The sequence below is a fragment of the Bacillus suaedaesalsae genome (assembly GCF_016890225.1).
Lineage (GTDB): Bacteria > Bacillota > Bacilli > Bacillales > SA4 > Bacillus_BS > Bacillus_BS suaedaesalsae.
In genome coordinates, this window is sequence record NZ_JAFELM010000019.1 from 32,721 (window position 1) to 57,611 (window position 24,891).

Here is a 24,891-nt window from a genome sequence, read left to right on the forward strand (position 1 = left end):
TAGTACCTCTGACATATTTAATAGCAAGGGAAGAGCAAAATGTTAGAATTAATGATTGAAGAAACAAGAGAAAAAATGATTGAATTAGCTATGGAACTTGGACTTACTGCAAAAGAAACCGTAAATTGCAGCCAACAACTAGATGTTCTTATTAATTTAAAATTAGCTTCAACTTGTCAATATGAACAAACATCTAATTATATGATGCAAGAAGCGCATATGTTCATTTAGACCTGCATATTAATGCAGGTTATTTTTATTGAGTTGAACTTATTTCGTGTACAAAGAAAAAGACGCCAAGCATTGGCGCCCCTATCAACCTACTTTTTCTCATCAACTTCAACGATACGATCAATTTTCATTTGCCCCCATGGTGCAATCTTCACATACACTTCTACATTACCACTACTGTTTTCTATTTCCTTCCCAGTGTTTTCAGGAATGTAGTATTGTTCGATACCATATTCAACAAATAACGCGGAAGTGTCTACTTCATACAAATACCTCCCAGATAGTAACACTTCCCCTTCTCCTACTTCTAGTTTCTCCAGACTAGCAGCAACAACTTTGTGATACGTTTCGCCCTTGTCTACTAGTACGTAAACGCGGTCTCCATAATCAGGTAACTCTTCGCTTAACCAAAGCTTTTTAGGAACATTTGATATTTCATACTGAAGTGTTACATAGTCACCGTAAAATAGATCTCTCGGATCGATGGGGATCGTTTTCAAGCGAATTTCTTGGCCTACTTTATCAATTGCAAAGTAGCTTCCTGCCATACCGAGTAAAAAGAGAACTTGTAAAAGGATTACACCGTAAAATAATAAACGTTTATTCATTTATTTTTCTCCTTTCACAAGCTTTCTTCTATTTTTTTCAAGAAACCAGCTTAGAATGAATAGTATAATTCCACCTAGTAAGAAAAATAAAGATTTCGGCATAAAATCCCAGGCAATTTGAATATAACCGACAAAAGCACTTAACAGAAACAGCACTGTTCCAAAGGTTGCTTTTTCTGTATGATGATTTTGATACCCGATTATAAGTAAACAAATCGAATAAATAAAGAGTATTAGTAAATACAACACTCCCGCTATCTCTTCTATATAAAAGAGCGGTAAAAATAGTAATCCATCTACCAGGTCAAGCGATTTTCGTCTTATTACATAGAATAGAACGAATAATAATGCAATGACAATGGCATACAGGATAGAGCCCCTTTCCTCTACTATTTCTGAATCAATCCAAAATACGTTAAAAATCGTAACAGCAATAGCAGCAATTAACGCTGTATTTTTCACTGTTGTTTTGATTGCATGCTCTTTTATAAGATTACTAATTAAATACAGTACTAGAGCAAAAGCAAATAAGTATTGGTAATTCAGTTCAAAATGAATGATGAATAGTATAGCATGGATCAAATAAGAAATTGAAAAACTGACACTCGTTGCCATAGTAGAACGATGATAAGCAAAGTGGCTAACTCCAAATAGTAATAACAACGCTAATACATAACTAAAGGAGGAATAGCTAAGGAAACTATACAATTGACCAACTGTAATAATAACGATTGAAAGTAAGAGTAAATACTTACTTTCCCATAACTGAACAACTAATAGGGATGCTACAGCCCATATGATAAAGGCTCTTGCATCATACGATTGAAAATGGAACATTTGACCAAGAAGAATAATACCCGCACCAAATGTAATAACCCCTATACCAATTAATGCATCTCCAACTGTTGAATTTCCTTTCTTATGAAAAATCCCCCCTGAAACGTAAAAGGAAGTCATCCCGATAACAATAATAAAGACCCGAACTATATGATGGATACCATCCCAGTTAGAAGCGATAAACGTTAAAATACTTAAGCCTATTAAAATACTAGCAAGAATCGGAAGTAAATTTGATTTCTTCTCAATATCATAGCGATTAATAATTGTATGATATTGCTCTTCAGTTATAATCCCTTCCTTCATCCATTGCTTCCCTTCTCGGGATATGAGATTTCTCATGAATGTAACTCCCTTCTTAGTGGCTGAAATTTACCATATGTTAAACTTCTCCATCCCCATTCCATCGGACCGTAGTTAAAGTATTTTAACCAGAAGTAGCTCATGATTATTTGTAAAATATAGATACCAAATGTTAATAATAAGCCTTCAACATGTGAAAATTGCCCATAATATCCCAGGCCATAGCTATAAAAAATCAGTGTACATACAATAGATTGTAATAAATAGTTTGTTAAGGAAAGTCTACCTACATAGGAAAAGGGTTGAAGAATCCTCCTCCAAAGTTTCTTTTCTACTAATAGAACGATAGATGTTCCATAAAACAGCGCCATAGCTGGTCCGCCAATAGAATCTTGTAAAAACTCTGACCCTAAGTTTTCAGTTATGAAAAAAGGAAGAAGCTTTACAGGAACTGCAACGACTAATGAAATTGCCCACATGATGAGGATCGACTTTTTATGAAGACTAACATGACTAAACCATTTTTCCTTCGCTACATACGCGCCTAGTAAAAACAACGGCAATATGGATGTAATAAGGAAGAATGCATTTTCTAAATTATTGACACTGTACCAATCTTCAATTCTTTGTTTTGTTATGTCGAGATATGTTCCGGAGCTATAAATTTCAATGGATTGATTATACATTTCAGTGTCTCTTGGTATCACTGTATCTGGACTAACTAGAGTAGCAATAAACAGTAATGCACTTAAAAGAATCGCTGGAATAAATAAAATAAATAGTCCTGAAGTTAGTAGTGTTTTAGATTTAGCTTTATAAAACAACAAAACAATAAATCCTATAATTCCATAGGTGATTAAAATGTCACCATGCCAAATTAAAAATGCGTGCAACATACCGATGACGAGCAGGACAATTAGTCGTCTAATGAATAACGTATTATACTTTAATTCTTTTTCCTTTGCACGATCTAAAAAAATGACCATACCATAGCCGAATAAAAATGAAAAAAGAGTGTAGAAGCTCGCTTGGGCAAAGAAATCAATGGAATTAATGATTACTTGATCAATTCCCCCTACCTTCTCAAATAGTCCTTTGTATAACTCAGGTGAATGAAAGGATGACATATTTACTAAAAAAATCCCTAATAATGCAAAACCACGAATAACATCAAGAGAGTGAATTCGTTCTTTTTCAGAAATGGGTGTATGGTTTGTATTCATCATATTCTCCCAAAAAGTATTTACTACTATTATATCGCTTCATTCTATAATTTGGTAATTACATTTAAAATGAACGTTTTTAGGCTTTTATCATACTATACTGAATGAATACGATAACAAAGGGTGTTTTTTATGCCTGCCATAGTCGGCGCAGTGAAAGTAAATAGTATCGGTTCTTCAAGCGTTTTTAACATAGGAGATGTCTTTATGATTACTCCAAATTCCACGGCGAAAACCTTTTCAGGAGCAGGTTCCTTTAATACAGGTGATGGATTGCGCATTGTTAACAACGCGAGTAGTACAAATACTCAAGATAATGATGTAGTCGATCAACCGATTGTAGATTTAGCATAGGAGGAGTTATGATGAATTTTTACATTTGCCAAACGATAAATATTCAGCAACTTAAGGTTGGGAGTATTTCTAACTCCTCTGTTTTTCAAATTGGAAGCGCTGGAATGATTAAACCGCTCTCTAACTTATATAATACAGGTGGATTTAAAGGACCAGCACCACAGGCAGGTAGTGGCGCTGTTGGTAGTGGTGGAATTGAAGGTCCTGCAGTTCCATTTTCTTCAGGAATAAGGGATTAGAGCTTATAGGCATTCACCCATTTTACGATTTTCACATACACTACAGTATCGACGAGACGAATAGGTGTATACTATAAATTTATTTTAAAAAGGGTGATACCATGTACTATCAGAATTTTGACCTCACAAACTATATTTATCAACTACAACAGCAAATTCAATCTCAACAAATTGAAATTCAAAAAATGCAAACCTCACTTGCCTCTGTTCAATCAGAAATTAAGGAACTAAAAAAGAAGCCAAGTACGACTATTGAAAAAATTGAATATAAATTTGATCAGCTAAAGGTTGAAACATTAGAGGGTACGTTAAATATTGGACTTAATCCTTATAATGAGGAACAAATTGAAGATTTTGACGTTACACAAGGAAAACTCAAAGTACCTGGTGCTACGGCTTTTTCTCCTGATATCCAATCTACAATACGAAATTCCATTTTGAACTATTTAGATCATGAAGGGTTTGCTGCTATACAGTCCTTGGAAAAACGATCAGGTGCAAAATTGAATGAAGCACACTATGAGTTTATGATTCAAGATGTTAAAAGACAGCTTGATACGAGAATCATGTATTATCTAGAGCAAACAACTCCTCAGCAGTGGGAGAATGAGAATCGCACCCTGGAAACAACTAATCAAATACTAGAGAAAATGAAGGAAGATATAAATGGAGCATTTTTAGCCTTCATTCAACATCTACCTCAAAATTGGGAAGGATGAATTACAATGAATTTTACAGTTGTAAATAAAGGAATTCAAGTTGGGGATGTAAAGGTTGTCGGGGTTGCGTCTTCTTCAATTTTTTTAATTGGGGATTCGGAAACAATTTGTCTTTCGTCTACATTTGACACTCCTCCTGAATCATTAATAATTGGACCTTTTGTCCCGCTAGTATAGGAGGTTAGACAATGCATCATAGAGTCTCAATCGTACCATTTGTAAATGCAAATTCATTCTCTTTTAGCTCAATCTTCGAGATAGGAGATAGTCATGGTATTAATCTTACTTCGAGGGCGATTGCTGTTCAGAGAGAATATCCTCTTTTTGTAGAAGATGAAGCAAACTTTAGCTCTTACCGTATTTTTTCTGAGGTCATTCCTACACCAATTATCGAGGAAAAAGTTCGAACAACGTTTATTCATGAAAACCCTATTATTAAGGTAGCCTCTGTTACTCTAACTGGTGCTTCAAACTCTGCTGTATTGCAGATTGGTTCAACTAACACAATTAGAGCCGAAGCACGGGTTAAACACATTCGACAACTATTGTCAGATTGAAGGAATAGCATAAATGAATAATACTCTGAACAATTCCATAAATCAGGCATACGTTAAAGTATACTGATTTATAGAAAAGGGTGTTCACCATGCCATCCATAGTTGGACCGATTTGGATTAATAGTGTTGGCGGAGGCGTTGTTAACTTCGGTGACTCCTTAAATGTTTCGCCAACTAGCTCTTCAAAAACTTCTTCAGGCTCGGGCTCCTTTAACACAGGAGATTTTATATGCACAAATAACTGGGTGAGTGCAACAAACTCCATTGACCCAGATGTAAGTGATCAAAAAACTACGACTACGAATGTCACTTAGATCAGAATGCCAAGAATTTGATCGAAAAATAAAGACTTAACCTAATGTTATCGTGTAATGCCTGATTTAACATTAGTTAAGTCTTTTTTGTTTATCGACCTTTTCGTGTCCGTTCTTTTGATTTTCTAATTTTCATTAACTTCCCTGGAGGCTGTTTTCGAATCCACTTAATAAAGCTAGATAGCTTTTCATCTCGGTTCAAATCCTCAATCGTCGCTAACCGGGCAGCAATTTCATCATTTGTGTACAACGCGTGGATTTGCTTATGACAAGGAATACATAACAAAGCCGTCGCCCCAAACGTTCCCCCCTTCTCCTTTGGAACCAAATGATGCACCGTGGTCTCCAAATCGTTTCGATTACACAACTCACAAGTACCCATCTCATCCCCTCCATAATACAATAATTCCCGATTAGATATTATTGCACTCTAACTTAAACAAAAAAACTAATCGTACTCCTTCCTAGACAGGAGTATGATTAGTTTTTTTGTTATTACTATTTAACTTTAAAATTCATTACTTCTTCATTTAGAGTTCTAGACATTTCTTCTAATTCAAAAGCTAAATGGTTCAATTGCTCCATCGAAGCTGTTGTTTCCTCTATTGAAGCTGAAACTTCTTCTGTTCCAGCAGCGGAATCTTGACTTATAGATGTTAATTCCCTTGCGTTTTCTAGTATCATATTTTTAGCATCAACCATTTCCATTATTAAAGATGTGATATCTTGAATAAGTGCTCGACTATTATGAATAGAATTTGAAATGGATGTAAATGAATCTTCGGTTTCATCTACAGCTTGTCCTTGTTTTAACATAGATTCATTTGTTTGTGTAATAAAGCTAACTGTCTTTTTTGTATCTTCTTGCATCGTTCCTATAATCATTGAAATATCTTTAAGAGAGTGTTCCGTTTGCTCAGCTAATTTTCGTACTTCATCAGCAACAACAGCAAATCCTTTCCCAGCCTCTCCAGCACGCGCTGCTTCAATAGCCGCGTTCAATGCCAGTAAGTTTGTTTGGGAAGCAATTTGGGATATCGTTTTTACAATTTCACTAATAGAAGTAGAGTTTTTATCTAATGAATTTACTGATTGTACCATTTCATTTGCTAAGTTACTAGTCTCATTAAATTGCTCTTTTAAAAGTTGTACACGATGCATTCCATCCTTTGATGAGGACGTCATTGACTCTGAATTTAAATACAAATTGTGAGATTGTTCTTCAATCACCTTAATTTTCTCTGCCAAAGATTCAATCGTATCATTGTTCTTTTCCAATAACTCAACTTGCGTTGATGCACCTGATGCAATTTGTTCCATTGTTGTTGACACTTCATTTGAGGCTGCTGTATTTTCCTCAGAAGTTGCAACTAGAGTTTGTGCACTATCTGCAACATTATTTGAGATATGAAACACTTTATTAATCGTTGAGTTTAACTGATTGACCATTAAATTAAAGCTATTAGATAGTTTGCCAATTTCATTCTCACTATTTATAGTGATTTGTACAGTTAAATCTCCTTCTTCCATTCTTTTTAAACTACTTTGTAGTATTTGTATCGGCTTCGTAATTCGACGTGAGGAAACAACTGAAATCAAGACGGAAACTGCGATAATCAAAATTAGTGTAATAACTAATGGCAGAATAATTCCTTTCCCCTTGGATGACAGTTCTGATTTATAAATGGTTCCAGCCATTTTCCACCCAGTAGTTGGACTCTCATAAAAGGCTAGTAATTTCTCTACACCTTCTGATTTATAATGTACGATGCCCTCTTCTTTTAGTTCTTGCATTTCTGCAAAGAAGCTTTCCTTTGACACATCCTTTCCAATCAATTCTTGCTCTGGATGTGCTAAATACTTTCCTGTATTATCAATAAGCATTGCATGACCTGTTTCACCAATTTTCACTTGATCAACTAGCCCTACAAGCGTATCAATCGAAATATCTACTGCCATTACACCAATTACAGTTTGACCGTCATAGACAACCTTGGCAGCACTAACTATAGACTTTTTAGATGCAGTATCAATATAAGGCTCAGTCCATATTACTTTATTCGGATTTTTCAATGCATCTGTGTACCATGGCCTTGTTCTTGGATCATAATCTCCTGGCAATTCCTGAGATGGGTATAGAAGCATATCACCCTTTGCAGAGCCAAAATAAATATTCGTTAGTGATGAATCTACAGTTGCAGTTTCCTGGAACGATTGCAACAAGCTTTCCTTATCGTTCAAATGATTTACCACTTCTTCACTAGTGGAAAATCTCTCGATTATCTTCTCATTATTCCTAAAGAAAAGCTCAAAGGAATCATTTAAGCTTGACATCTTATCTTGTACAGTAATTTCTAGTTCTTCTGTTACAATTTTAACATTTTGAAAAAAAGCAATAGAAGATAGCGCTACGATCGAAATAATAATTAGTGATAAAAATGGTATTAAAATCTGTCGCTGTAGTGAACTGTTGAAGAAGTTACCGTTTGCTTTCTTCATTTTGACTTTCTTCATAGTATCCCCCTTCTCCTCTTTCATTTATATTCTACAAAATAATACAATTTTCGACAATGTCTTTTTTTGTGAATTCTGAATATTGTTATTCTTATATAGAATTTTTTCATATTAGAATCAAAAAAATACTGACTTATAAGGGATTAACCCTAACGCAAGTCAGTACTTTGTTATTTTAAAATTATTAAATTATTACAAGATGGCTACCATCAAAGAAGTATAAGTACTTTTCATTTAAAGTTTTTTTGTATATATGCTCGACAGCTTTACTGTATAGCTCTAGTTGAACGGCATAACGATTTTTTAATGCTTTGTTTATCGTTTGCTCGCTTCCTTGAACTTTACCTGTTACTTTATCTGTTTTAAAGTCAACTAAAACAATTCCCTGTTCGTCTTCGAAAAGTAAATCAATAACACCTTGGAGAAGAATTGTTTCGTTTTCCCCTACCCAATTTGGATATACTTCGTCTGCTTGTAAACCAACACTGAAAGGGAGCTCTCTCATCACGTTTGGAGAGTTCAATATTCTCTTTCCCAGCTCTGTTTCAAAAAATTGAACTATGCCAGCAATATTAATATAGCTTTCTTGCTCTTTTGTTAACAGTTCATTTAGTACCATTCTCGCAATTTTTTCTTTTACTATTTCTTTGGTGACCGGTTGATCAAGTGAAATATGCTGCATGACCATATGCATTGCTGTTCCAATTTCAGCCGCTGTTAATTGTTGTTCTTGCATAAATCTTGGTCTATCTGCAATTGACTTACGAGTCACATTTACTAAAGTAGTATCACTATAAACGTGCTCCTCCCTCATTCTCTTGATCTCAGAAACCGATTGTTTGGATCGGTGTTCTGTTGCCGTCTTATAGCCATATTCCCAGAGTAAACGGTCTTGGACTGCCAACTTGAACGTGCTTTCTAATGGAACTTGTTCACCCTTCTTAATCTTTTCAAGAATCTCTACTTCCATCTCTAGCTTAGCTGCATCAACCTGCTCTAACTGACTTGGATCCACGATTGATACTGACCACTTTGAAGGATGAGCTAATATAGCTCGAGGTACTTCGGTCGCATCCTCTCCATCTCGTAACACAGCAGCATCATCATGCCTTATAACTGAAGGGGCAACCCAATCCATATAGCATTTTGCTTTTGAACGTTCAAAATTTGGCAATAGCCATTCTTTATTCCACAGCTGCTCTCTCCAACTATTTAACTTCTTTTCTAGCTTCTTAACCGTACCTACTAAGTACAGTTTCTCCTTAGCACGAGTAAGCGCAACGTATAATACACGCATCTCTTCCGCTAAAAGCTCATTTTTCATCTGTTGCTTAATTGCAAGCAGGGGCAATGTCGGATAACTAATCCGTAATACTGGATCAATATATTTCGATCCAAAGCCTAAATCTTTATGCAATAAAAATGTGTTACTTAAATCACGTACGTTGAACGGCTTTGATAACCCAGCTACAAACACAACCGGAAACTCCAGTCCTTTACTTTTATGAATGGTCATCATCCGAACTACGTCTTCCTGCTCACCCAGTGCTCTCGCTGTTCCTAAGTCATCTCCACGATCCTGCATTCTTTCAATAAAACGAAGGAAACGGAACAGTCCCCTAAAGGATGTAGATTCATATTGTCTAGCTCGATCATACAGTGCGCGAAGATTCGCTTGTCGTTGTTTTCCTCCAGGCATTCCACCGACAAAATCGTAATAGCCTGTCTTTTGATAAATACGCCAAATTAACTCAGATAGCGAACCTTGACGAGCATATGCTCTCCATTTTTGTAGCATCAAGTGGAAATCCATCAGTTTCTCAAAAGTTTTCGCATAACGTCCTTCTTCAATACCTTGCTCTAACACAGCTTTCACTGCTTCATAATAATTACCTTTTTTCTGCTTCATCCGAATAAACGCTAGTTCTTCTGCCTTTAACCCAACAATCGGTGAACGCAAAACAGCAGCTAAAGGTATGTCTTGATATGGGTTATCAATTACTTTTAATAGCGACATCATTATTGATACTTCAGTCGCCTCAAAATAACCTGAAGAAAGCTCTGCATATACAGGTATTCCTTGTTCCTTGAATTCCTCCATAATTTGTGGTGCCCAAGGCATTGAACGAAGCAAAATCACGATATCACGATACGTAATATTACGATTCGCATCTAGTTTACGATCATAAATTTGAAATGGCTTTTGAATCAGTTCTTTAATTTTCTGTGCCATTAGACGTGCTTCAAGCTGTACCGTCTCAAGTTCAGCCGCATCAAACTGTGGTGAATCATTCTCACTGTCTTCAACATCTGATTCAGTGTCTTCACCATCAGAATTTATAATTAGTAATTCAGCTTTTGTCTCCATACTTTCAGGATAAAAAGCACCAATTTTCAACTCAGCTTGTTCATCATAATTTATCTCTCCGACTTGCTCATCCATTACTTGTTTAAAAATATAGTTTGTGCCATTTAACACTTCACTTCTACTTCGAAAGTTTTGAGAAAGGTCGATTCTAAGCCCAAATTCATTCCCCTCTGGAGAAAAGCGCTTATACTTACTTAGGAACAGGCCAGCCTCAGCTAAGCGAAAACGGTAGATGGATTGCTTAACGTCTCCAACCATGAATAAGTTACCGCCATCTTCACCACTTTTACATACAGCCTGAACGATGGATTCTTGTACAAAGTTTGTATCTTGGTACTCATCTAATAACACTTCATGAAAATGACGCTTATAATAAAGTGCAGCCTCTGATAGCACTTGTACTCCATCTTCATTCGTTGTTCTTAAAATTTGTAAGGTATAATGTTCAAGGTCCCCAAAGTCAACAAGTCCTTTTTCTCTTTTAACCTGCTGATAGCGTACCTTAAACTCTTTTACTAACGTAATCAAAGTCGAAACAGAACCTTCCATCTTCACCAGGTCCTGTAAATACGAGTCAGGTCTTCTTTGAAAATACGTTTCTTGCAAAAGCTTAATTTGCTTTTTCGCCTTCTCTCTTAAGTCCTTAACAGAATCAACAAGTTCTTGATCGTAGACATCACCCTTACACGTTTTAAGCGTGCTAAAATGAAGGTTTTGCATTCTTTCATACATCGAAGACCAGCCTTTATGGAGAAGCATCTCTAACTCAGTAATTTGCTGCAAATCCTCTTGAATATTCGCAGCACGAGGAGCTGGCCCTAGCGGACGATTTGTGATTTCCAATGCTTGAGTCAAAATAGAGCGCATACCATCCAGCTGAAGTGCAATTTCCTTGAAAAGCGAAGAAATAAACGGTAATTCATCAATTGAAGTGTCAGGGTTTAATCGGTAACCCTCCACTAATTTGTCTAACCACACATCAGGATTCGGATGTGCTTGTGATTCATCATAAAGCTTCTTTACCATGAGCTGAAGATCACTGTCATTACGGTCTCCCGTGTAACGGTCCACTAACTCAAAAAATGCTTCATTTCCTTCTTTTCCGTATTCCTCCTCAAACAACTCCTCCATTACTTCTTCTCTTAAAAGCTCAGATTCTGTTGTTTCTGCAATACGAAAAGACGGATCAATATCAATTAAAAAGTAATACTTTCGTATCACTTCCAAACAGAATGAGTGAAGTGTTGAAATGGATGCTCTATTTAGTAAACTTAACTGCTTACGTAAATGTAACGAGGTTGGATTTTCAGAAATAGCTTTTTCTAATGCCTCACCAATTCTATGTCTCATTTCAGCAGCTGCAGCATTCGTAAACGTAACAATAAGAAGTCTATCTACATCAATCGGAGTATCCTTATCCATTACTTTACGAATAATACGTTCTACTAATACAGCTGTCTTCCCTGAACCAGCTGCGGCTGCAACTAGTATATCAGAACCCTTTGCCGAAATTGCCTTCCACTGATCATCCGTCCATTGCACACCTTCAGGCTTTGGTTGTATAGATAGTTTCATTCTTTTCCACCTCCTCTTTTAATCGAGTTAGAATTGTTTTATCATCAGAATGCTCTAATGTTACAAATGTATTCTCTTCAAGTGATTCATCAAATTGACAAACTGGTTTAAAGCTACAAAATTTACACGGTTTTCTATCCTTTAGTTGATATGGAGCGATATCCACTTTCCCGCTTACCATTTCATCACCGATATTTTTAAATGTACGTCTAACGTGCTTTCGCAGTACATCGAACTCATCTTCACTAGCAATCTGCGAGTATGGATAAAAACCACCAGACTTCTTTAAACCAGCAGATACAATTTTCGAGTGACCACTATCAATTGTCGTATCCATTAGCCTCACTGCTTCTTCATCCCCTAGCAGTAAACCTTTCATTTTAAAGCTTTTTAATAATTCATCTTCAATATCTTCTATTGCTAACTCTTGCTTTGCTTTGATCATTGGATTGTGAACATGGAAATACAACACACCAGCTGGTAGTGCTTCTTGCCCTAGCCATGCTTTCGAATTAGATAAAACAATATCCAGGTAGGTTAGCATTTGTAAGGACAGTCCGTAATACACCTCTGCTAAATTCAATGACTTTTGACTTGATTTATAGTCAACAATTCGCAAATAGGAACCTTTCGAACTAGAAGCGACGTCAACACGGTCTATTCTTCCGACCAGCTCCATCTTTGTACCATTTTTCAACGTAAACTCAATTGCAGGTAATTGACCATTTCTGCCAAAGCCTAGTTCCAGTCCTACTGGTGCAAATCCACTAGCCTTTGCATGTTCACTTAAAATGAGTGATGCTCGTCCAATTACATCAGTGAGCTTTCGTTTTAAATAGTGATATCTGTTGGAGCTTAGTAAAATCTCCTTTTGAATACGAGGTGCAAGTTCATTTACAACTTCATGTGCTAAATCCATACACTGTTTCTTTGATAACTGCGTCCAACTTAAGTTTTGCTTATGAAGCTCGTCTGCCATCATTTTTAAGGCAGCATGGAAAAACTGTCCGATGTCAGGTGCCTCTAAGCGGTATATTTGTCTTTCTTGCAATCCTAAACCATAGGAAGAAAAGTGTGAAAATGGACAGCCTTGGAATAGCTCCATTCTTGATACACTAGCAGTTAAACTATCTCCATATAAGCTGTCGCTCACGTCAGTTGGAAGTGTTTGCTCGCGATTTTGATAAAATAAACTACCTAACACACGGTCACGCAAAGTCTTCCATTCTCGTTTTTGGTCAAACGTATTGTATACATCCCACCAAACAGTAGAGATTGGATAATGTCGTTTCCATTGCTGAAGCTGCGAAGCTAAGTAAGATACCGTTTTGATTGGCGTTGTAATATATTCAAGTTGCTCTTCTTCAGTCAAATCAGTTGGGTCTTGTACAAGTAATTCTTCACGAAGTGTCGGATACAAGTCTTTTATACGTTTTATAAATATAGACGGCACTAACGACTTTCCTTCTTCATTCGCTAATGAATAAGACAACCATAATTGATTGGACGCTGAACTAACCGCAAGATACAATAAAAACTGCTCATCTAATAGCTGTTGCTTCCCTCCAGGAGCTAGCTGCAAGCCGTGATGTGATAATTGCTCTCTTTCATCTTCATTTAATACGCCATGTTCACTTGGTATCGCTGGAATAACTCCATCATTTATACCAAGAATGAACGTTGCCTTGAGATGTGAAAAACGAGAGTGTTCAAAATCCCCCACTACAACTTGGTCAATCGCAGGTGGAACTAGTGCAAAACGTAGCGCCTCAAGCCCAGCTTCCATTGTTTGTTGAAATATCGAAAAAGGTATTTCTTCTTTCCCCATTAGCTCAACAAATTGATCTAACAAATCGACAACGGCACTCCAAACTTGCCCGTGCTCTTTTGCTTTGCTAACTTCACCCGATTGTTCTGTTTGCAATCGCCATTTTTCAAGCTTTCCAGGTACGTTAATCTCTTCTAACAAAAGATATAACGCTTCAGCAAATTGAACACCCGTTTTAGCCTTTTTTAATCGTTCTTCGAATTGAAGTAATGGATTGGAGATGAGTATCCGAAGGTCATGAATCTTTTGCTCCATTTCTTCTTCAGCAGATGTTTTCGCTAATCCTTGATCGTCAATACCTATAATTCTACGATATTGCCATTTCTTTGTTGTATCTTTCCACCTATAGCCTTGAATTCCATAAGCTAAAACGTAATTCTCTAATAAGTCGAAGTCTTCGCGTAAGCTCATTTCATCTTCATCGACTGGGAATAAAAGGTCCGTTTTTACTGCTCTGAAAACTGATTCATACCTAAAACCACTACTGACAATTTCAAGTGCAGAACGAATAAACTCGATTAACGGGTGATGAAGCATCGAGCGCTTTTGATCGATAAATACAGGAATTTCGTATTCAGTAAACACGGTTTCTAGTAAGTCATGATACAGACTTGTATTTCGAAGAATGATTGCCATATCTCTATAGCGATAATTTTGCTCACGAACTAATCGTAAAATTTCCTTCGCTACACCTTCTACTTCTGCACGTCTGTTTACAGCACCACGTAATAAAACTCCTTCACTACTTTTCGATTGTACAGTTGGTCTTGACTCATAATGCTGTTCAATGTGAGCCAAAGATGAAGTTGTTGATCTTTTGTTATGCTGTAAGACTTGTACTTCCACCTTCTGTCCAACTCTATCTGCTATTTCATTCAACTGGAAATAGGTTTTACCAGTCATATGAAATAAATGAAGCTCATGTGGTTGATGCGTAAGTGGCTTGTCCAATGTTAATGCAATTTTCACAGATTGACATGTATCAATGAGCTTTTCTAAAACAACAAGCTCTTGTGGTGTAAAGCTGTGAAATCCATCAATTAAAATAGTCGCTTCTTTTAAATAAGTGGATGATGGGATCTTTTCCGCTAGTAAACGTAAGTAATCCTCTGAATCTACATATTTATCAAAAAGCTGCTTTTCAAATTCATTATAAATAATTGAAAAGTCATGTAGTTTATGAAGCAAGGTAATATCACGTTGTTCCGATTTCTCAAGTTCTTCTACTTGATGACGCATTCCCTCAGATGTAATGCAATAACGTTTACACTCGTGAATCATATTTTCGATTTGATCAATAAAGCCAGCTTTCTCGGCTGCCTTTCCGTATAAAAGAAAATCATGTTTTCTGTTTTCAATGATTTTTCTAATTAACATATTTGTTCCGACATTATCTAAATGTAGTCTACTCATTCCACCTGTTTCTTGAAGAACACGCCAAGCAAGTCTAGTAAAGCTAAATACTTGTGCTCGCAATATCCCGCCAAGTCCTGGTGTTTGGACTAAATCGTACTCAATTTGAAAGGTCATTTGATCAGGTACTAAATACACCATTGGCGATCCAATTGGTGCTTTTAAAAGGTCTTGACGTACTTCTTCTAAAAGCTGATACGTTTTTCCACTTCCTGATCTTCCGACTACTATTTGAAGGGTCATCTTTTAACATCTCCCCTATTTTAAGTGGCTGCGTTAAACATCATTGCTTAACATAGCTATAAGTAATAAAATCTCTAGCTTTATTCTACTGTAACTCCAGCCTATATATCAATGAACTACCACTTGGAAAGACTTTGAAACCGATTTGCGGCTAATTGCATATTGTGTAACATAGTTGACTGTCACGGGTGGTGATTTCATGTTCATATCTAAAGCAAAAGCAAAAAGTATAGCTTGGTTACTTATTATTGCCGGAATGTTTGTTGCTTGTAACATTTATACACTTATTCCAATTTACACAGTGATTTCTAGCGAGTGGGAAGTCACAACTTCCTCACTAACTTGGGCTAGTACGTCGTTCACCCTTTTATATGCAGTTGGGTTATTAATCTTTGGACCACTTTCTGATAAACTTGGCCGCAAGGAAATTATCGTACCCGGCATGTTCTTATTCTCCATTTCAAGTCTACTCGTTTCCTTTTCACAATCACCTAGCGAACTCATTTTATTTCGGGGATTTCAGGGGTTTGCAGGCGGAAGCTTTGCGCCTGTTGCATTTGCATATACGTTTGATTTGTTTCAAGGGAAGTTCCGTATATTTGTTCTTTCCTTAATCAATACAGGCTTTTTAGTTGCTGGTATACTTGGTCAAATCATTAGTGCAGGGCTAACCGAGCTGATCGAATGGCGTACCGTGTACCAATTCTTTAGCATAAGCTACTTTGTTTTTTTTATTTTTTTCATCATTCTTTTACCGAGAATGAAAGCTTTAACAACCACTGAAAAAATGATTCCTGTTAAACTGTTATGCTCGTTATTTATTTCAAAAAAGTTATTTTATTGCTACGCCATTACTTTTAGTTTATTACTTACGACAGTGTCTTTTTACGATGCTGTTAGTCAGTATCTTTCCAGTTCGTTTACCGTTTCTGAAATGTTTATTGTTCGTGGAATTGGTTTATTTGGAGCAATTCTTTCCTTGTGGGGTGGGGCCATTCAAGTAAGATATGGTGATAAAGGTAGCTTGGTGATCGGGTTCGCTTTATTGCTAGTAGGTTTATCTTTTATGATGATTTTTCCTTCATACTTAGTTATTATGTTTTCTTCCATTTTATTAATTGCAGCAATTAGTATACTCATCCCGACGATTATTTCAGTAATTGGAACAATTGGAATAGAAAACAGAGGTAGTACAATTGCTTTATATTCGTTTACGTTGCTTGTTGGAGCTAGCTTCGGCTCGTTACTAACAGCAGTTTTTGATTTCCGAGGAGTGTTATTTTTTTTATTTGTGTACGGAATTATAAATTTAATTCTCACTTTTCAAATTTCTTATCCTAATTCTTCCGATTAACTAGTAAAATAGTAGTGTGTATAATTTAGTCAAAGCGGGATATCATGCTAAAAGTACTAGTACTTATTCATGTTTTATCTGCAATTATTGGAGTCGGACCAACTTTTTTCGGGCATGTATTGTATCGAAAAAAACAAAACGCCGAGGATTTACGTCATTCTATGAAATTATCTAATTTTCTTAATTTCTTTCCCAAAATCGGTGGAACTCTTGCTGTAGTAACTGGTATTATCCTTGTTGTTGTAGGAAATTACGGCTCATTTTTCACGACGTTATGGCTTATTGGCTCATTAGTCATTTATATTCTCATTCAAATTGTTGTCATTGCCATTATTGATCCAAAAGCGAAAAAGCTGGCTGCTGGGTTTTTGCTGAAGGAAACAAAACAGCTACAGACTTACCTACAGAACAAACGAACCAACTCCTTTCTATTAATAAGCTATTCTACGTTGCAACTACATTAGGAACTTTATTGTTTATTTTTATGATTTGGAAACCTTATTAATTTAGAAAAGAGACTGGGACATAACTAAATAAATCATCCTCAAAGGAGAATAATATCTAAATTATTCTACCTATTAAATCGTATTCTTTTTTCGTAGACTTTGTTATTTATTCATCGGTTAAGCAGGAAGAATAAGTTCGTTCCATTGCGCTGCAGACACTCGCTTTCCCCGGGGAGGAAGCTGAGCCTCCTCGGCTACGCCTGCGGGGTCTCAGCCTTTCCTCTACTTCCCGCAGGAGTCGAGTGTCTTCCGCTCCATTCCACTTGTAGTAAAAAATAGTATGCACAATTAAACAAATCTATTGAACACAACAAATAAAGACCCGAACGATTAGGTGGAAGATTCATTAAAATCTCTCCTAATCGTTCGGGATTATCATTGGCTGAAATACTTATGTCCCAGCCTCTTTTACGTTATAAAGCTAGATATTCATCACGAAGAACTCCGTAAAGAAGCATGTCATATCGTAGATTATCTCTTTCTAAAAATGATCGATATGTACCTTCCTTTTGAAAGCCTAGAGATTCGTATAAGGCAATCGCCCGTGTATTGTATTCAAACACAGTTAACTGTAGGCGGTAAAGATTAAATTCATGAAAAGCAAGGTCCATGGCTAAACGTAATGCCTCCTTGCCAATCCCCTTCTTACGGTTGTTATTACCGATACCGATTGAAACCCAAGCTGTACGATGGTTCCACAATATTCCGTCCAAACCTACAACTCCAACAATTTCATTTGTTCCATTTAAACGAACTGCAAATAAATAATCCTTCTCTGAATCCAGCTCTACCATTTTTTGAATATCTCTTTCTCGTTTCGGTATCGCAAGGAGTGCATCCATATTACGAGTGAACTCCTCTTCTTGATACCAACTCGTGATGGCAGGAACGTCCTCTTCCTTTAAACGATCTAAATAAACATTATCTCCCTTTAATAACGAAAATCGAATCATCTGGTATCCCCCTCTATATATCTTCTTTTATTGTATAAGAGGGAACGTTCTTTTGGAATAATTAACTAATTAAACACTCATATTTTGTTTGTAAATGTTTTTTATCGATTTTTCCAACGTGTGTTTTCGGTAGTTCTACCATAATCCAAAAGTATTTTGGAACTTTATAGCTACCTAGTTCTTTTAAACAAAAATCCTTCAACTCCTGTTCTGTTACAGAATGTCCTGGGAATAAGGATACAAATGCTGATACAACTTCTCCCCATTTCGAATGAGGCAATCCAACTACCGCTACTTCAGATACAGACGGATGATTTTGCAAGCATTGCTCAACTTCAAGTGGGTATACATTCTCTCCACCCGTAATAATCATTTCTTTTTTACGTCCCACAATATAATAGTAGCCTTCCTCATCATATTTTGCTAAATCGCCTGTATGTAGCCAACCATTTTTAAGTGCTTCATTTGTTGCAACTGGATTGTTCCAATAATGATCAAAGACATGATTACCATACAGTAGAAGCTCTCCAACCTCATTCATCTTCGCTTCGGTTCCATCTTGTTTTAAGATTTTTGCTTTATTGAACATCATCGGCATTCCGATGGAACCTTTCTTTTTCATAGCGAGTTTTGGGTCAATGTAAAAATTATTAGGTCCAGCTTCCGTGAGTCCATAACCTTCTTTAAATGCAACACCTTTTTTCATAAACGCTTCATATATCGTTAAAGGACAAGGTGCCCCTCCTGACAAAAACGTTCTCATGCTTTCAAATTTCGCACGCTTAAAGGATTCTGTTAGAGTAATCAAATGATACATTGTAGGAACCATTAGTAAAATCGTACACTTTTCTTTTTCAATTAATTGTATTGTATGTTCCGGATCAAAGTCTCTAGCTATCAGAACACTTCCACCCATTATCAAAATTGGGAGAGTGAGTGCGTTTAAGCCACCTGTATGAAATAATGGCAAGTACGTCAACGTAACATCTGATTCTGTTAAGTTCCAGCTAACAATTGTATTAATAGCATTCCATTTAATATTCGAATGAGTAAGTACAACACCTTTTGATTTTCCCGTTGTTCCTCCAGTATAAATAATCGTAAGTGGATCACTCTCTGTTAACGACGAGTCCGTTTCTACAGGTGTATTGATTGAAAAAATCAAATCATATTGTTCGCTGTCAACTTTGATTGTGTCATTTATGGACGGAAGTAAATGCTTGAAGCGAGAATGGTAGCCAATAAAGTTTGGTTTACAGTCCTCTTGAATGGCTTGAATTTCTGCTTTGGATAATCTCCAATTGATCGGAACAAAAATTGCCCCTATTTTCATACAAGCAAATAAAAAGTCAAAATAACATATATCATTAGGACAAAGGAGTGCAACACGATCACCCTTTTTAATCCCCTTGTTTAATAAAAAATTTGCAAAAGAATGAGCGCGATTGCCCAAATCTTTGTACGTATACCGGCTATTATTTTCTCCATCGATGATGGCAACCTTATCTGGCGTCAGCTGTGAACGCTTCTCAACCCAGTCCAAATCCCATCTCACAGCACTCTCTCCTTTTTCACACGTTTTCATATGACTTACTATAAGGAAGAGTAGTTGCAAATGAGTTACATGACGAGTGACCGTGGTTTATGCTTCGATTTCCCTCTAAAATTCTTCAAATTTGGAATATATGCTTCAAAAATTTCTCATATATGCATCACTTTTACTATTTATGCGCCTAAATGCTATTCAAAAAAAAATATAAAGTTCAACTATATAGTTGAACTTTATAATTGAGGTATGTATAATAATATTAAGTTCAACTGTATAGTCGAACTGTATAAGGAGGTTAACGAGTATGAAACACAAGCTTTTACCGCTATCTGAAACGATGCATTATATTTTACTTGCACTTAGAGAACCTCTACATGGTTATGCAATTATGCAGAAAGTAGAGGAAATGAGTGAAGGAAAAGTAATATTAGCAGCAGGAACACTATATGGAGCTATCGATAATTTAAGCAAACATAATTGGATCTCACCCGTAGAAGGGGAAACCGGAAGAAGAAAAGTATATGTAATTACTCAACAAGGTGAAGATGTGCTTGCCTTTGAAAAATCAAGATTAGCACATATTTTATCTCTGTACGAAATGGGGGGAAGGTAAATGAAAAAGTTTAAATGGTTTGCAAATGTACTCAAGGAGAAGCAATGGATAAATCATATTTTGGATAAAGGATACATGTGTACTGAAATCAATTTCCTTGGAGTGTACTCCTTTGTTCCCACAAGCAATTCTTATGTAATTCAGCTTGATTTTCAAGATTATATGAGCAAAGATAAATTTGAAGAATACAAAGCCATGTATGAGGACTTTGGGTGGGAGCTTATTAAGGGGTCTCGTTTCGGTGGTATCCAATATTGGCAAAAAGCAGCAGATGGTAAAGATGAAATATTCTCGGATATTCCTTCTCAAATTACTTATTATAAGCGATTGAAGAATTACTCTTCTACGTTTGCTATTTTGTCTTTCTTATATGTGGTCACCATTTATGATGGAGAATGGCTTTCTGGATTATTTAATATAAAAGCGAGTTACTTGACACAAGGGTTATGGGAGATGGAAGGTTCATTATTTTGGAAGGCATTTATATTTGAAACACCTTTTGCTATGTTACGTTTTCTTTTACCATGGTTTTTTGTTATTTCGGCTGTAATGTTCATTTATTCGTATTTACAATACGAAAAGAAGAGAAAAGAATTTCAATCTTAAACTTTAGTTATTAAAAAGCAGGAGTCAGATGATTCTCCTGCTTTTACTATTATCCTATTTCTTTACACTCTTTCTAAAAACACAGCTGCTCCCATTCCACCACCAACACATAAGGAAGCAATACCTTTATTCAATTCCCTGCGATGAAGTTCATGCACAAGACTTGTTACAATTCTGGCTCCTGTACAACCAATTGGATGCCCTAAGCTGATACCGCTACCGTTAACATTTACAATTTCACGGTTCAATCCAAGTTCTTTTTCAACAGCTAAGTATTGTGCAGCAAACGCTTCATTAACTTCGATTAGGTCAGCATCTTCTAACGACCAGCCTACTCTCTCTAGTCCTCGCTGAATACTTGGAACTGGCCCTCTTCCCATTACCTTCGGATCGACTCCTGAGACTTGGAAGCCTACAATTCTAGCTAAAGGCTGGATTCCTTTTTGCTTTGCTGTTTCTTCATCCATTAATACTAAAGCAGCTGCTCCATCATTTAATCCTGAAGCATTACCAGCAGTTACCGTACCGTCTTTACGGAAAACTGTTTTAAGTTTGACTAAGTCTTCTTTCGTAAGTGTTGGACGTGGATGCTCATCCTTCGTTATCACTGTTTCCCCTTTACGAGACATCAACGTAATCGGTACAATTTGTGAATCAAAGTAGCCATGGGAGATTGCATTGACTGCTCGTTGATGACTAAGTAAAGCTATTTCGTCTTGCTCTTCACGTGTAATATTGTGTATGTCAGCTAAATTTTCAGCTGTCTCTCCCATCATAATATGATGAATAGGGTCCTCTAATATCTCCCATACTGTATCCGTTACTTGGCTATGCTGCATTCTCGCTCCCCATCGATGCTGTTTTAACAAATATGGACTTGAGCTCATCGCCTCAACTCCACCCGCCACAACTACATCTGATAAGCCTGATTGAATTTGCAAAGCAGCAGATATAACAGCCTGCATTCCTGAAGCACATTGACGCTGGATTGTATAACCTGTCGTTTCATCAGAAAGGCCGGCAAGTAATGCAGCCGTTCTAGCTGTATTGGGCTGGTCCGTTCTTTGAATACAGTGACCTAAAATAACCTCATTTACCTCATCATTTCCAAGTTTACTTCTCGATACTGCCTCCTTTAATACTGGCACAATTAAATCTGTTGGTAGTAAGTCTTTAAACACACCACCGAAATCTCCAATTGGTGAACGTACTGCTGAAGTAATGACTACATTTCTCATCTAATAATCCTCCTTGATAAATAGACAGCTTTTCTTACATCATAATTCCGCCGTCTACGTGTAATACAGTTCCTGTTACATAATTTGAATCGTCTGAAGCTAAGTATAAATACGCTTTTGCAATATCCTCTGGTTTTCCTAAGCGCTGAAGTGGAATTGTAGCAACCAGTTGCTGGATTACCTTTTCTGGCACAGTTTGAACCATCGCTGTATCTGTAAATCCTGGAGCAACGGCATTAACATTAATTCCTTTACGTCCTAATTCCTTCGCCCATGATTTTACCATTCCGATTACACCTGCTTTTGCGGCAGCGTAGTTTGTTTGACCAACATTTCCATAAACACCTGAAACGGAAGAAGTTACAACAATCTTTCCTTTTCTGTTTTCAACCATATATGGAACAACAGCTTGTGTGCAATGGAAAACTCCTGTTAAGTTAACATCAATCACTTGTTTAAAATTTTCTTGTGTCATTTTCGTAAGCATTGCATCACGTGTAATTCCGGCGTTATTAATTAATATGTCAATTTTTCCGTACATATTAACTGTCTTCGCTACCATGTTATCAACACTTTCACGATCTGCTACGTTTACTTGAACAAATAAAGCGTCTGCTCCATTCGCTCGAAGATCGTCAGCTTGTTTAGCACCTTGCTCTTCATCATAGTCAGCTAATACGACCTTTGCTCCTTCTTTAGCAAAAAGTTTCGCAGCCTCTAGTCCGATTCCGTTTGCTCCTCCAGTAATAATCGCAACTTTATTTTCTAGTCTCAATTCGTTTCCCCTACTTTCTTTCCTAAAAATGATGTCACAACATCTACTAGTTGGCTAAGGTCATCTACTAATGCTGAATGACCACAACCTTTGAGCTCAACAGCCGTTACGATTGATTCATTTAAGTCTACAGCAATTTCATCTGTCATTGACTTTAGAACAACCTTATCATTTTCTCCGTTTAACACTAACGTTGGAATCGTGATTTTATCTACTAGATTTGTTCCTTCGGTGACACCATTATGATGTTTACTAAGATTAAACGTATTTAACGCATGATACACTTCGGCTAAGTTACGCTGAGTTAGCATATCATCAATATATTCCTCATACTTCTCTGCTGTCGGTTGGTTTTGATCATAAATAGATGCATTCCATATCATACGCAATAATTCACGATTACCTGAGTTATAAGCTTCTTGAATAGGGATTGTTCGAATTGGGTCCTGCTTAATTTCGTCTAATGTACGATAGCGCTTAGTAAAATCAATTTGCCCTTGTTCATTTACACCATAAAACGGATAACCTCTTGTTGAAACTGAAGCTAGCAAAATGAGTTCAGTGGCATATCCTGGATAGTCAGCTTGGAATTGCATGACCACTCCACCACCTGTTGACCAGCCCATCATTGCAAAATCTTTTAATCCAAATGCATCTACAAAGAGCTTTACATCATCTGTGAAATCTTTAATACTAGTAATCGGCTTTTTGTAAGTTGATTCACCAAATCCGCGAAGATCAACAGCTATAATATGATATTCCTTTGGTAATGCTTCAATTAATAAATCCCAATGTTTAGAGGACGTCATATTTCCATGAACTAAAAGTAACGTTTTTTCTCCACCTTCACGTTCGCGGTAACACAATGTTTCACCATTGGTTAATCCTACTTTGTTTATTTGGATACTCATCAACTACATTCCTCCTTTTTAAGTAAGCGCATTCAAAATATTTACTTACTTACCCCATCGAATAGTTGTTGCCCCCCAAGCATAGCCGATTCCTGCACTGACAAGCACAACAATATCACCGCTTTTCAACTTGCCCTCCTGCTGTGCTAATTGAAGAGATAAAATCTGATCGATTTGACCGATATGTCCATAGTTTTCTAGATATATAGATTGATCCTCACGCAATCCAAGTTCATCTAATACATAATCGTGTGCTGACTTCTTCATATGTAGAATGCCAATGAAGTCAATATCCCGCTCTGTTAGCCTGCTTTTTTCTAAAGATTTCCGGATGACCTTAAGGAAGTTTACCATTGATTTCTCTTCTAAACGCTGTTTCATACTTTCAGGATCTGTAACATCTAGCATATTCCGTTTATGTTGAATGGCTTCTGGTGTAATCGGCTCCTTCGTTCCACCTGCTACTACGACTACATCCAAAGAGAAGGAACCGTCTGTCATAATATGACTATCTAGCAATTCATTCTCTTCATACCCCTTTTGCAGGATAATCGCTCCACCACCTGCCGATAAGTTATACATAAACCTTGTTCTAGGATTCTCATAATCTATAAAATCAACATTTCGATATCCACCAGCTAGTAACACTGTATTGATAGAGTCATCGGCTTTCATCATGTCCTTTGCCACTTTAAGAGCCATCACTGTCGTTCCACATCTAAGTGCTACGTCATACGCCCAAGCATTGAGTGCTCCTACTTCTTGTTGCAGCTTAATACCCGCAGTCCAAAGGGGATACTCTTTATGTTCTTCGCCAATATAGATGACTAAATCAATATCAAGTGGATCAATTCCCGCTTTATCTATCGCTTCCTTTGCAGCGAGTATACCCATTTGACAAGTATGATCGTCTGGTCCTGGTATTGGCTTTTGCTTAATACCAAGTTTACTTTCTACTATTTCTTTAGGAATACCCGATTTTCCTGCTAATTCTTCGCTAGTCATAACTGTTTTTGGTAAATAGATGCCCGTACTCCTAATCCCAACTAAAACCACATCA

The 24,891-nt window shown here is 36.7% G+C and carries 24 protein-coding genes and 1 pseudogene; 11 read left to right on the plus strand and 14 right to left on the minus strand.

Translation table 11 applies throughout. The annotated features are described in order from the left end of the window. Positions 1–39 precede the first annotated feature (39 nt). The gene (locus tag JR050_RS05495) at positions 40–231 is read left to right on the plus strand and encodes an aspartyl-phosphate phosphatase Spo0E family protein (protein ID WP_204202514.1); all 192 of its coding nucleotides are present in this window, start codon (positions 40–42) and stop codon (positions 229–231) included. An 89-nt stretch (positions 232–320) separates the two neighbouring features. Here JR050_RS05495 and JR050_RS05500 read toward each other — a convergent pair whose 3' ends face one another. The 3 genes from JR050_RS05500 to JR050_RS05510 are packed head-to-tail and all read right to left on the minus strand — an operon-like array spanning position 321 to position 3,205. After that, complete coding sequence (locus tag JR050_RS05500; protein ID WP_204202515.1) at positions 321–839, minus strand: GDYXXLXY domain-containing protein; 519 nt, start codon at positions 837–839, stop codon at positions 321–323. Further along, a complete protein-coding gene (locus JR050_RS05505) occupies positions 840–2,018 on the minus strand; it encodes a DUF2157 domain-containing protein (protein WP_204202516.1) in 1,179 nt (392 codons plus the stop codon). After that, positions 2,015–3,205, minus strand: coding sequence for a DUF418 domain-containing protein (locus JR050_RS05510; protein WP_204202517.1), 1,191 nt, complete (start codon positions 3,203–3,205; stop codon positions 2,015–2,017). The genes JR050_RS05505 and JR050_RS05510 overlap by 4 nt, the downstream gene beginning before the upstream one ends. 129 nt (positions 3,206–3,334) lie before the next feature. On the opposite strand from JR050_RS05510, the gene JR050_RS05515 reads away from it, so the two are divergent. From JR050_RS05515 to JR050_RS05540, 6 genes are all read left to right on the plus strand, one after another. Continuing rightward, positions 3,335–3,556 carry a spore germination protein gene (locus tag JR050_RS05515; protein ID WP_204202518.1) on the plus strand — a complete coding sequence of 74 codons (222 nt, stop codon included), beginning with the start codon at positions 3,335–3,337 and terminating at the stop codon, positions 3,554–3,556. Between the two features lie 11 nt (positions 3,557–3,567). Continuing rightward, positions 3,568–3,795, plus strand: coding sequence for a spore germination protein GerPB (locus JR050_RS05520; protein ID WP_204202593.1), 228 nt, complete (start codon positions 3,568–3,570; stop codon positions 3,793–3,795). Positions 3,796–3,896: 101 nt separating this feature from the next. After that, complete coding sequence (gene gerPC / locus JR050_RS05525; protein WP_204202519.1) at positions 3,897–4,514, plus strand: spore germination protein GerPC; 618 nt, start codon at positions 3,897–3,899, stop codon at positions 4,512–4,514. Positions 4,515–4,520: 6 nt separating this feature from the next. After that, on the plus strand, positions 4,521–4,691 hold the full coding sequence (locus JR050_RS05530; RefSeq protein WP_204202520.1) for a spore gernimation protein GerPD: 171 nt from the start codon (positions 4,521–4,523) through the stop codon (positions 4,689–4,691). 11 nt (positions 4,692–4,702) lie between these two features. Beyond that, on the plus strand, positions 4,703–5,071 hold the full coding sequence (locus JR050_RS05535; protein WP_204202521.1) for a spore germination protein GerPE: 369 nt from the start codon (positions 4,703–4,705) through the stop codon (positions 5,069–5,071). Positions 5,072–5,160: 89 nt separating this feature from the next. Further along, a complete protein-coding gene (locus tag JR050_RS05540) occupies positions 5,161–5,385 on the plus strand; it encodes a spore germination protein (protein ID WP_204202522.1) in 225 nt (74 codons plus the stop codon). Between the two features lie 91 nt (positions 5,386–5,476). Here the strand turns inward: JR050_RS05540 and JR050_RS05545 are convergent, their stop codons facing one another. The 5 genes and pseudogenes from JR050_RS05545 to addB form a co-directional block, all read right to left on the minus strand. Beyond that, positions 5,477–5,767 carry an HNH endonuclease gene (locus tag JR050_RS05545; protein ID WP_204202523.1) on the minus strand — a complete coding sequence of 97 codons (291 nt, stop codon included), beginning with the start codon at positions 5,765–5,767 and terminating at the stop codon, positions 5,477–5,479. 116 nt (positions 5,768–5,883) lie between these two features. Further along, positions 5,884–6,834 (minus strand): methyl-accepting chemotaxis protein, encoded by a 951-nt coding sequence (locus JR050_RS20780; protein WP_430392862.1) that lies wholly within the window; start codon positions 6,832–6,834, stop codon positions 5,884–5,886. Beyond that, a pseudogene (locus tag JR050_RS20785) lies at positions 6,829–7,923 on the minus strand (HAMP domain-containing protein); the annotation flags it as partial. The pseudogene JR050_RS20785 and the gene JR050_RS20780, both read right to left, overlap by 6 nt. Positions 7,924–8,083: 160 nt before the next feature. Continuing rightward, positions 8,084–11,842, minus strand: a complete 3,759-nt coding sequence (gene addA / locus JR050_RS05555; RefSeq protein WP_204202525.1) for a helicase-exonuclease AddAB subunit AddA — start codon at positions 11,840–11,842, stop codon at positions 8,084–8,086. After that, positions 11,814–15,326, minus strand: coding sequence for a helicase-exonuclease AddAB subunit AddB (addB, locus tag JR050_RS05560; RefSeq protein WP_204202526.1), 3,513 nt, complete (start codon positions 15,324–15,326; stop codon positions 11,814–11,816). Before addB ends, addA begins: the two co-directional genes overlap by 29 nt. A gap of 199 nt (positions 15,327–15,525) precedes the next feature. Here addB and JR050_RS05565 point away from each other — a divergent pair, with 199 nt between their 5' ends. Together JR050_RS05565 and JR050_RS05570 are read left to right on the plus strand one after the other, a co-directional pair. Then, on the plus strand, positions 15,526–16,680 hold the full coding sequence (locus JR050_RS05565) for an MFS transporter (protein ID WP_204202527.1): 1,155 nt from the start codon (positions 15,526–15,528) through the stop codon (positions 16,678–16,680). A gap of 44 nt (positions 16,681–16,724) precedes the next feature. After that, the gene (locus JR050_RS05570; RefSeq protein ID WP_239454115.1) at positions 16,725–17,144 is read left to right on the plus strand and encodes a DUF2269 family protein; all 420 of its coding nucleotides are present in this window, start codon (positions 16,725–16,727) and stop codon (positions 17,142–17,144) included. Positions 17,145–17,599: 455 nt separating this feature from the next. On the opposite strand, the gene JR050_RS05575 is transcribed toward JR050_RS05570, so the two are convergent. Together JR050_RS05575 and JR050_RS05580 are read right to left on the minus strand one after the other, a co-directional pair. Continuing rightward, entirely contained in the window at positions 17,600–18,139 is a 540-nt protein-coding gene (locus tag JR050_RS05575; protein ID WP_204202528.1) for a GNAT family N-acetyltransferase, read from the minus strand. A 61-nt stretch (positions 18,140–18,200) separates the two neighbouring features. Further along, positions 18,201–19,694 carry an AMP-binding protein gene (locus JR050_RS05580; protein ID WP_204202529.1) on the minus strand — a complete coding sequence of 498 codons (1,494 nt, stop codon included), beginning with the start codon at positions 19,692–19,694 and terminating at the stop codon, positions 18,201–18,203. 298 nt (positions 19,695–19,992) lie between these two features. On the opposite strand from JR050_RS05580, the gene JR050_RS05585 reads away from it, so the two are divergent. Together JR050_RS05585 and JR050_RS05590 are read left to right on the plus strand one after the other, a co-directional pair. Beyond that, positions 19,993–20,301 carry a PadR family transcriptional regulator gene (locus JR050_RS05585; protein ID WP_204202530.1) on the plus strand — a complete coding sequence of 103 codons (309 nt, stop codon included), beginning with the start codon at positions 19,993–19,995 and terminating at the stop codon, positions 20,299–20,301. Next, positions 20,302–20,907, plus strand: a complete 606-nt coding sequence (locus JR050_RS05590; protein ID WP_204202531.1) for a DUF2812 domain-containing protein — start codon at positions 20,302–20,304, stop codon at positions 20,905–20,907. Between the two features lie 62 nt (positions 20,908–20,969). Here the strand turns inward: JR050_RS05590 and JR050_RS05595 are convergent, their stop codons facing one another. Genes JR050_RS05595 through JR050_RS05610 form a run of 4 tightly spaced genes read right to left on the minus strand, consistent with a single transcriptional unit; the run spans position 20,970 to position 24,887 of the window. Further along, a complete protein-coding gene (locus JR050_RS05595) occupies positions 20,970–22,145 on the minus strand; it encodes a thiolase family protein (protein WP_204202532.1) in 1,176 nt (391 codons plus the stop codon). Positions 22,146–22,179: 34 nt separating this feature from the next. After that, positions 22,180–22,920, minus strand: a complete 741-nt coding sequence (fabG, locus tag JR050_RS05600; protein WP_204202533.1) for a 3-oxoacyl-ACP reductase FabG — start codon at positions 22,918–22,920, stop codon at positions 22,180–22,182. Beyond that, on the minus strand, positions 22,917–23,831 hold the full coding sequence (phaZ, locus tag JR050_RS05605) for an intracellular short-chain-length polyhydroxyalkanoate depolymerase (RefSeq protein WP_204202594.1): 915 nt from the start codon (positions 23,829–23,831) through the stop codon (positions 22,917–22,919). Before phaZ ends, fabG begins: the two co-directional genes overlap by 4 nt. A gap of 45 nt (positions 23,832–23,876) precedes the next feature. Continuing rightward, positions 23,877–24,887 (minus strand): 3-oxoacyl-ACP synthase, encoded by a 1,011-nt coding sequence (locus JR050_RS05610; protein WP_204202595.1) that lies wholly within the window; start codon positions 24,885–24,887, stop codon positions 23,877–23,879. Between the last annotated feature and the right edge of the window lie 4 nt (positions 24,888–24,891).

Bases quoted from the DNA above. Each gene is read 5' to 3' on its own strand.
- JR050_RS05535 (WP_204202521.1), top strand. From the start codon at position 4,703: ATGCATCATAGAGTCTCAATCGTACCATTTGTAAATGCAAATTCATTC.
- JR050_RS05500 (WP_204202515.1), bottom strand. From the start codon at position 839: ATGAATAAACGTTTATTATTTTACGGTGTAATCCTTTTACAAGTTCTC.
- addB (WP_204202526.1), bottom strand. From the start codon at position 15,326: ATGACCCTTCAAATAGTAGTCGGAAGATCAGGAAGTGGAAAAACGTAT.
- JR050_RS05570 (WP_239454115.1), top strand. From the start codon at position 16,725: ATGCTAAAAGTACTAGTACTTATTCATGTTTTATCTGCAATTATTGGA.
- addA (WP_204202525.1), bottom strand. From the start codon at position 11,842: ATGAAACTATCTATACAACCAAAGCCTGAAGGTGTGCAATGGACGGAT.
- JR050_RS05575 (WP_204202528.1), bottom strand. From the start codon at position 18,139: ATGATTCGATTTTCGTTATTAAAGGGAGATAATGTTTATTTAGATCGT.
- JR050_RS05495 (WP_204202514.1), top strand. From the start codon at position 40: ATGTTAGAATTAATGATTGAAGAAACAAGAGAAAAAATGATTGAATTA.
- JR050_RS05590 (WP_204202531.1), top strand. From the start codon at position 20,302: ATGAAAAAGTTTAAATGGTTTGCAAATGTACTCAAGGAGAAGCAATGG.
- JR050_RS05595 (WP_204202532.1), bottom strand. From the start codon at position 22,145: ATGAGAAATGTAGTCATTACTTCAGCAGTACGTTCACCAATTGGAGAT.
- JR050_RS05545 (WP_204202523.1), bottom strand. From the start codon at position 5,767: ATGGGTACTTGTGAGTTGTGTAATCGAAACGATTTGGAGACCACGGTG.
- JR050_RS05515 (WP_204202518.1), top strand. From the start codon at position 3,335: ATGCCTGCCATAGTCGGCGCAGTGAAAGTAAATAGTATCGGTTCTTCA.
- JR050_RS05510 (WP_204202517.1), bottom strand. From the start codon at position 3,205: ATGATGAATACAAACCATACACCCATTTCTGAAAAAGAACGAATTCAC.
- phaZ (WP_204202594.1), bottom strand. From the start codon at position 23,831: ATGAGTATCCAAATAAACAAAGTAGGATTAACCAATGGTGAAACATTG.
- JR050_RS05540 (WP_204202522.1), top strand. From the start codon at position 5,161: ATGCCATCCATAGTTGGACCGATTTGGATTAATAGTGTTGGCGGAGGC.
- JR050_RS05530 (WP_204202520.1), top strand. From the start codon at position 4,521: ATGAATTTTACAGTTGTAAATAAAGGAATTCAAGTTGGGGATGTAAAG.
- JR050_RS05505 (WP_204202516.1), bottom strand. From the start codon at position 2,018: ATGAGAAATCTCATATCCCGAGAAGGGAAGCAATGGATGAAGGAAGGG.
- JR050_RS05585 (WP_204202530.1), top strand. From the start codon at position 19,993: ATGAAACACAAGCTTTTACCGCTATCTGAAACGATGCATTATATTTTA.
- gerPC (WP_204202519.1), top strand. From the start codon at position 3,897: ATGTACTATCAGAATTTTGACCTCACAAACTATATTTATCAACTACAA.
- JR050_RS05520 (WP_204202593.1), top strand. From the start codon at position 3,568: ATGAATTTTTACATTTGCCAAACGATAAATATTCAGCAACTTAAGGTT.
- JR050_RS20780 (WP_430392862.1), bottom strand. From the start codon at position 6,834: ATGGTCAATCAGTTAAACTCAACGATTAATAAAGTGTTTCATATCTCA.
- JR050_RS05565 (WP_204202527.1), top strand. From the start codon at position 15,526: ATGTTCATATCTAAAGCAAAAGCAAAAAGTATAGCTTGGTTACTTATT.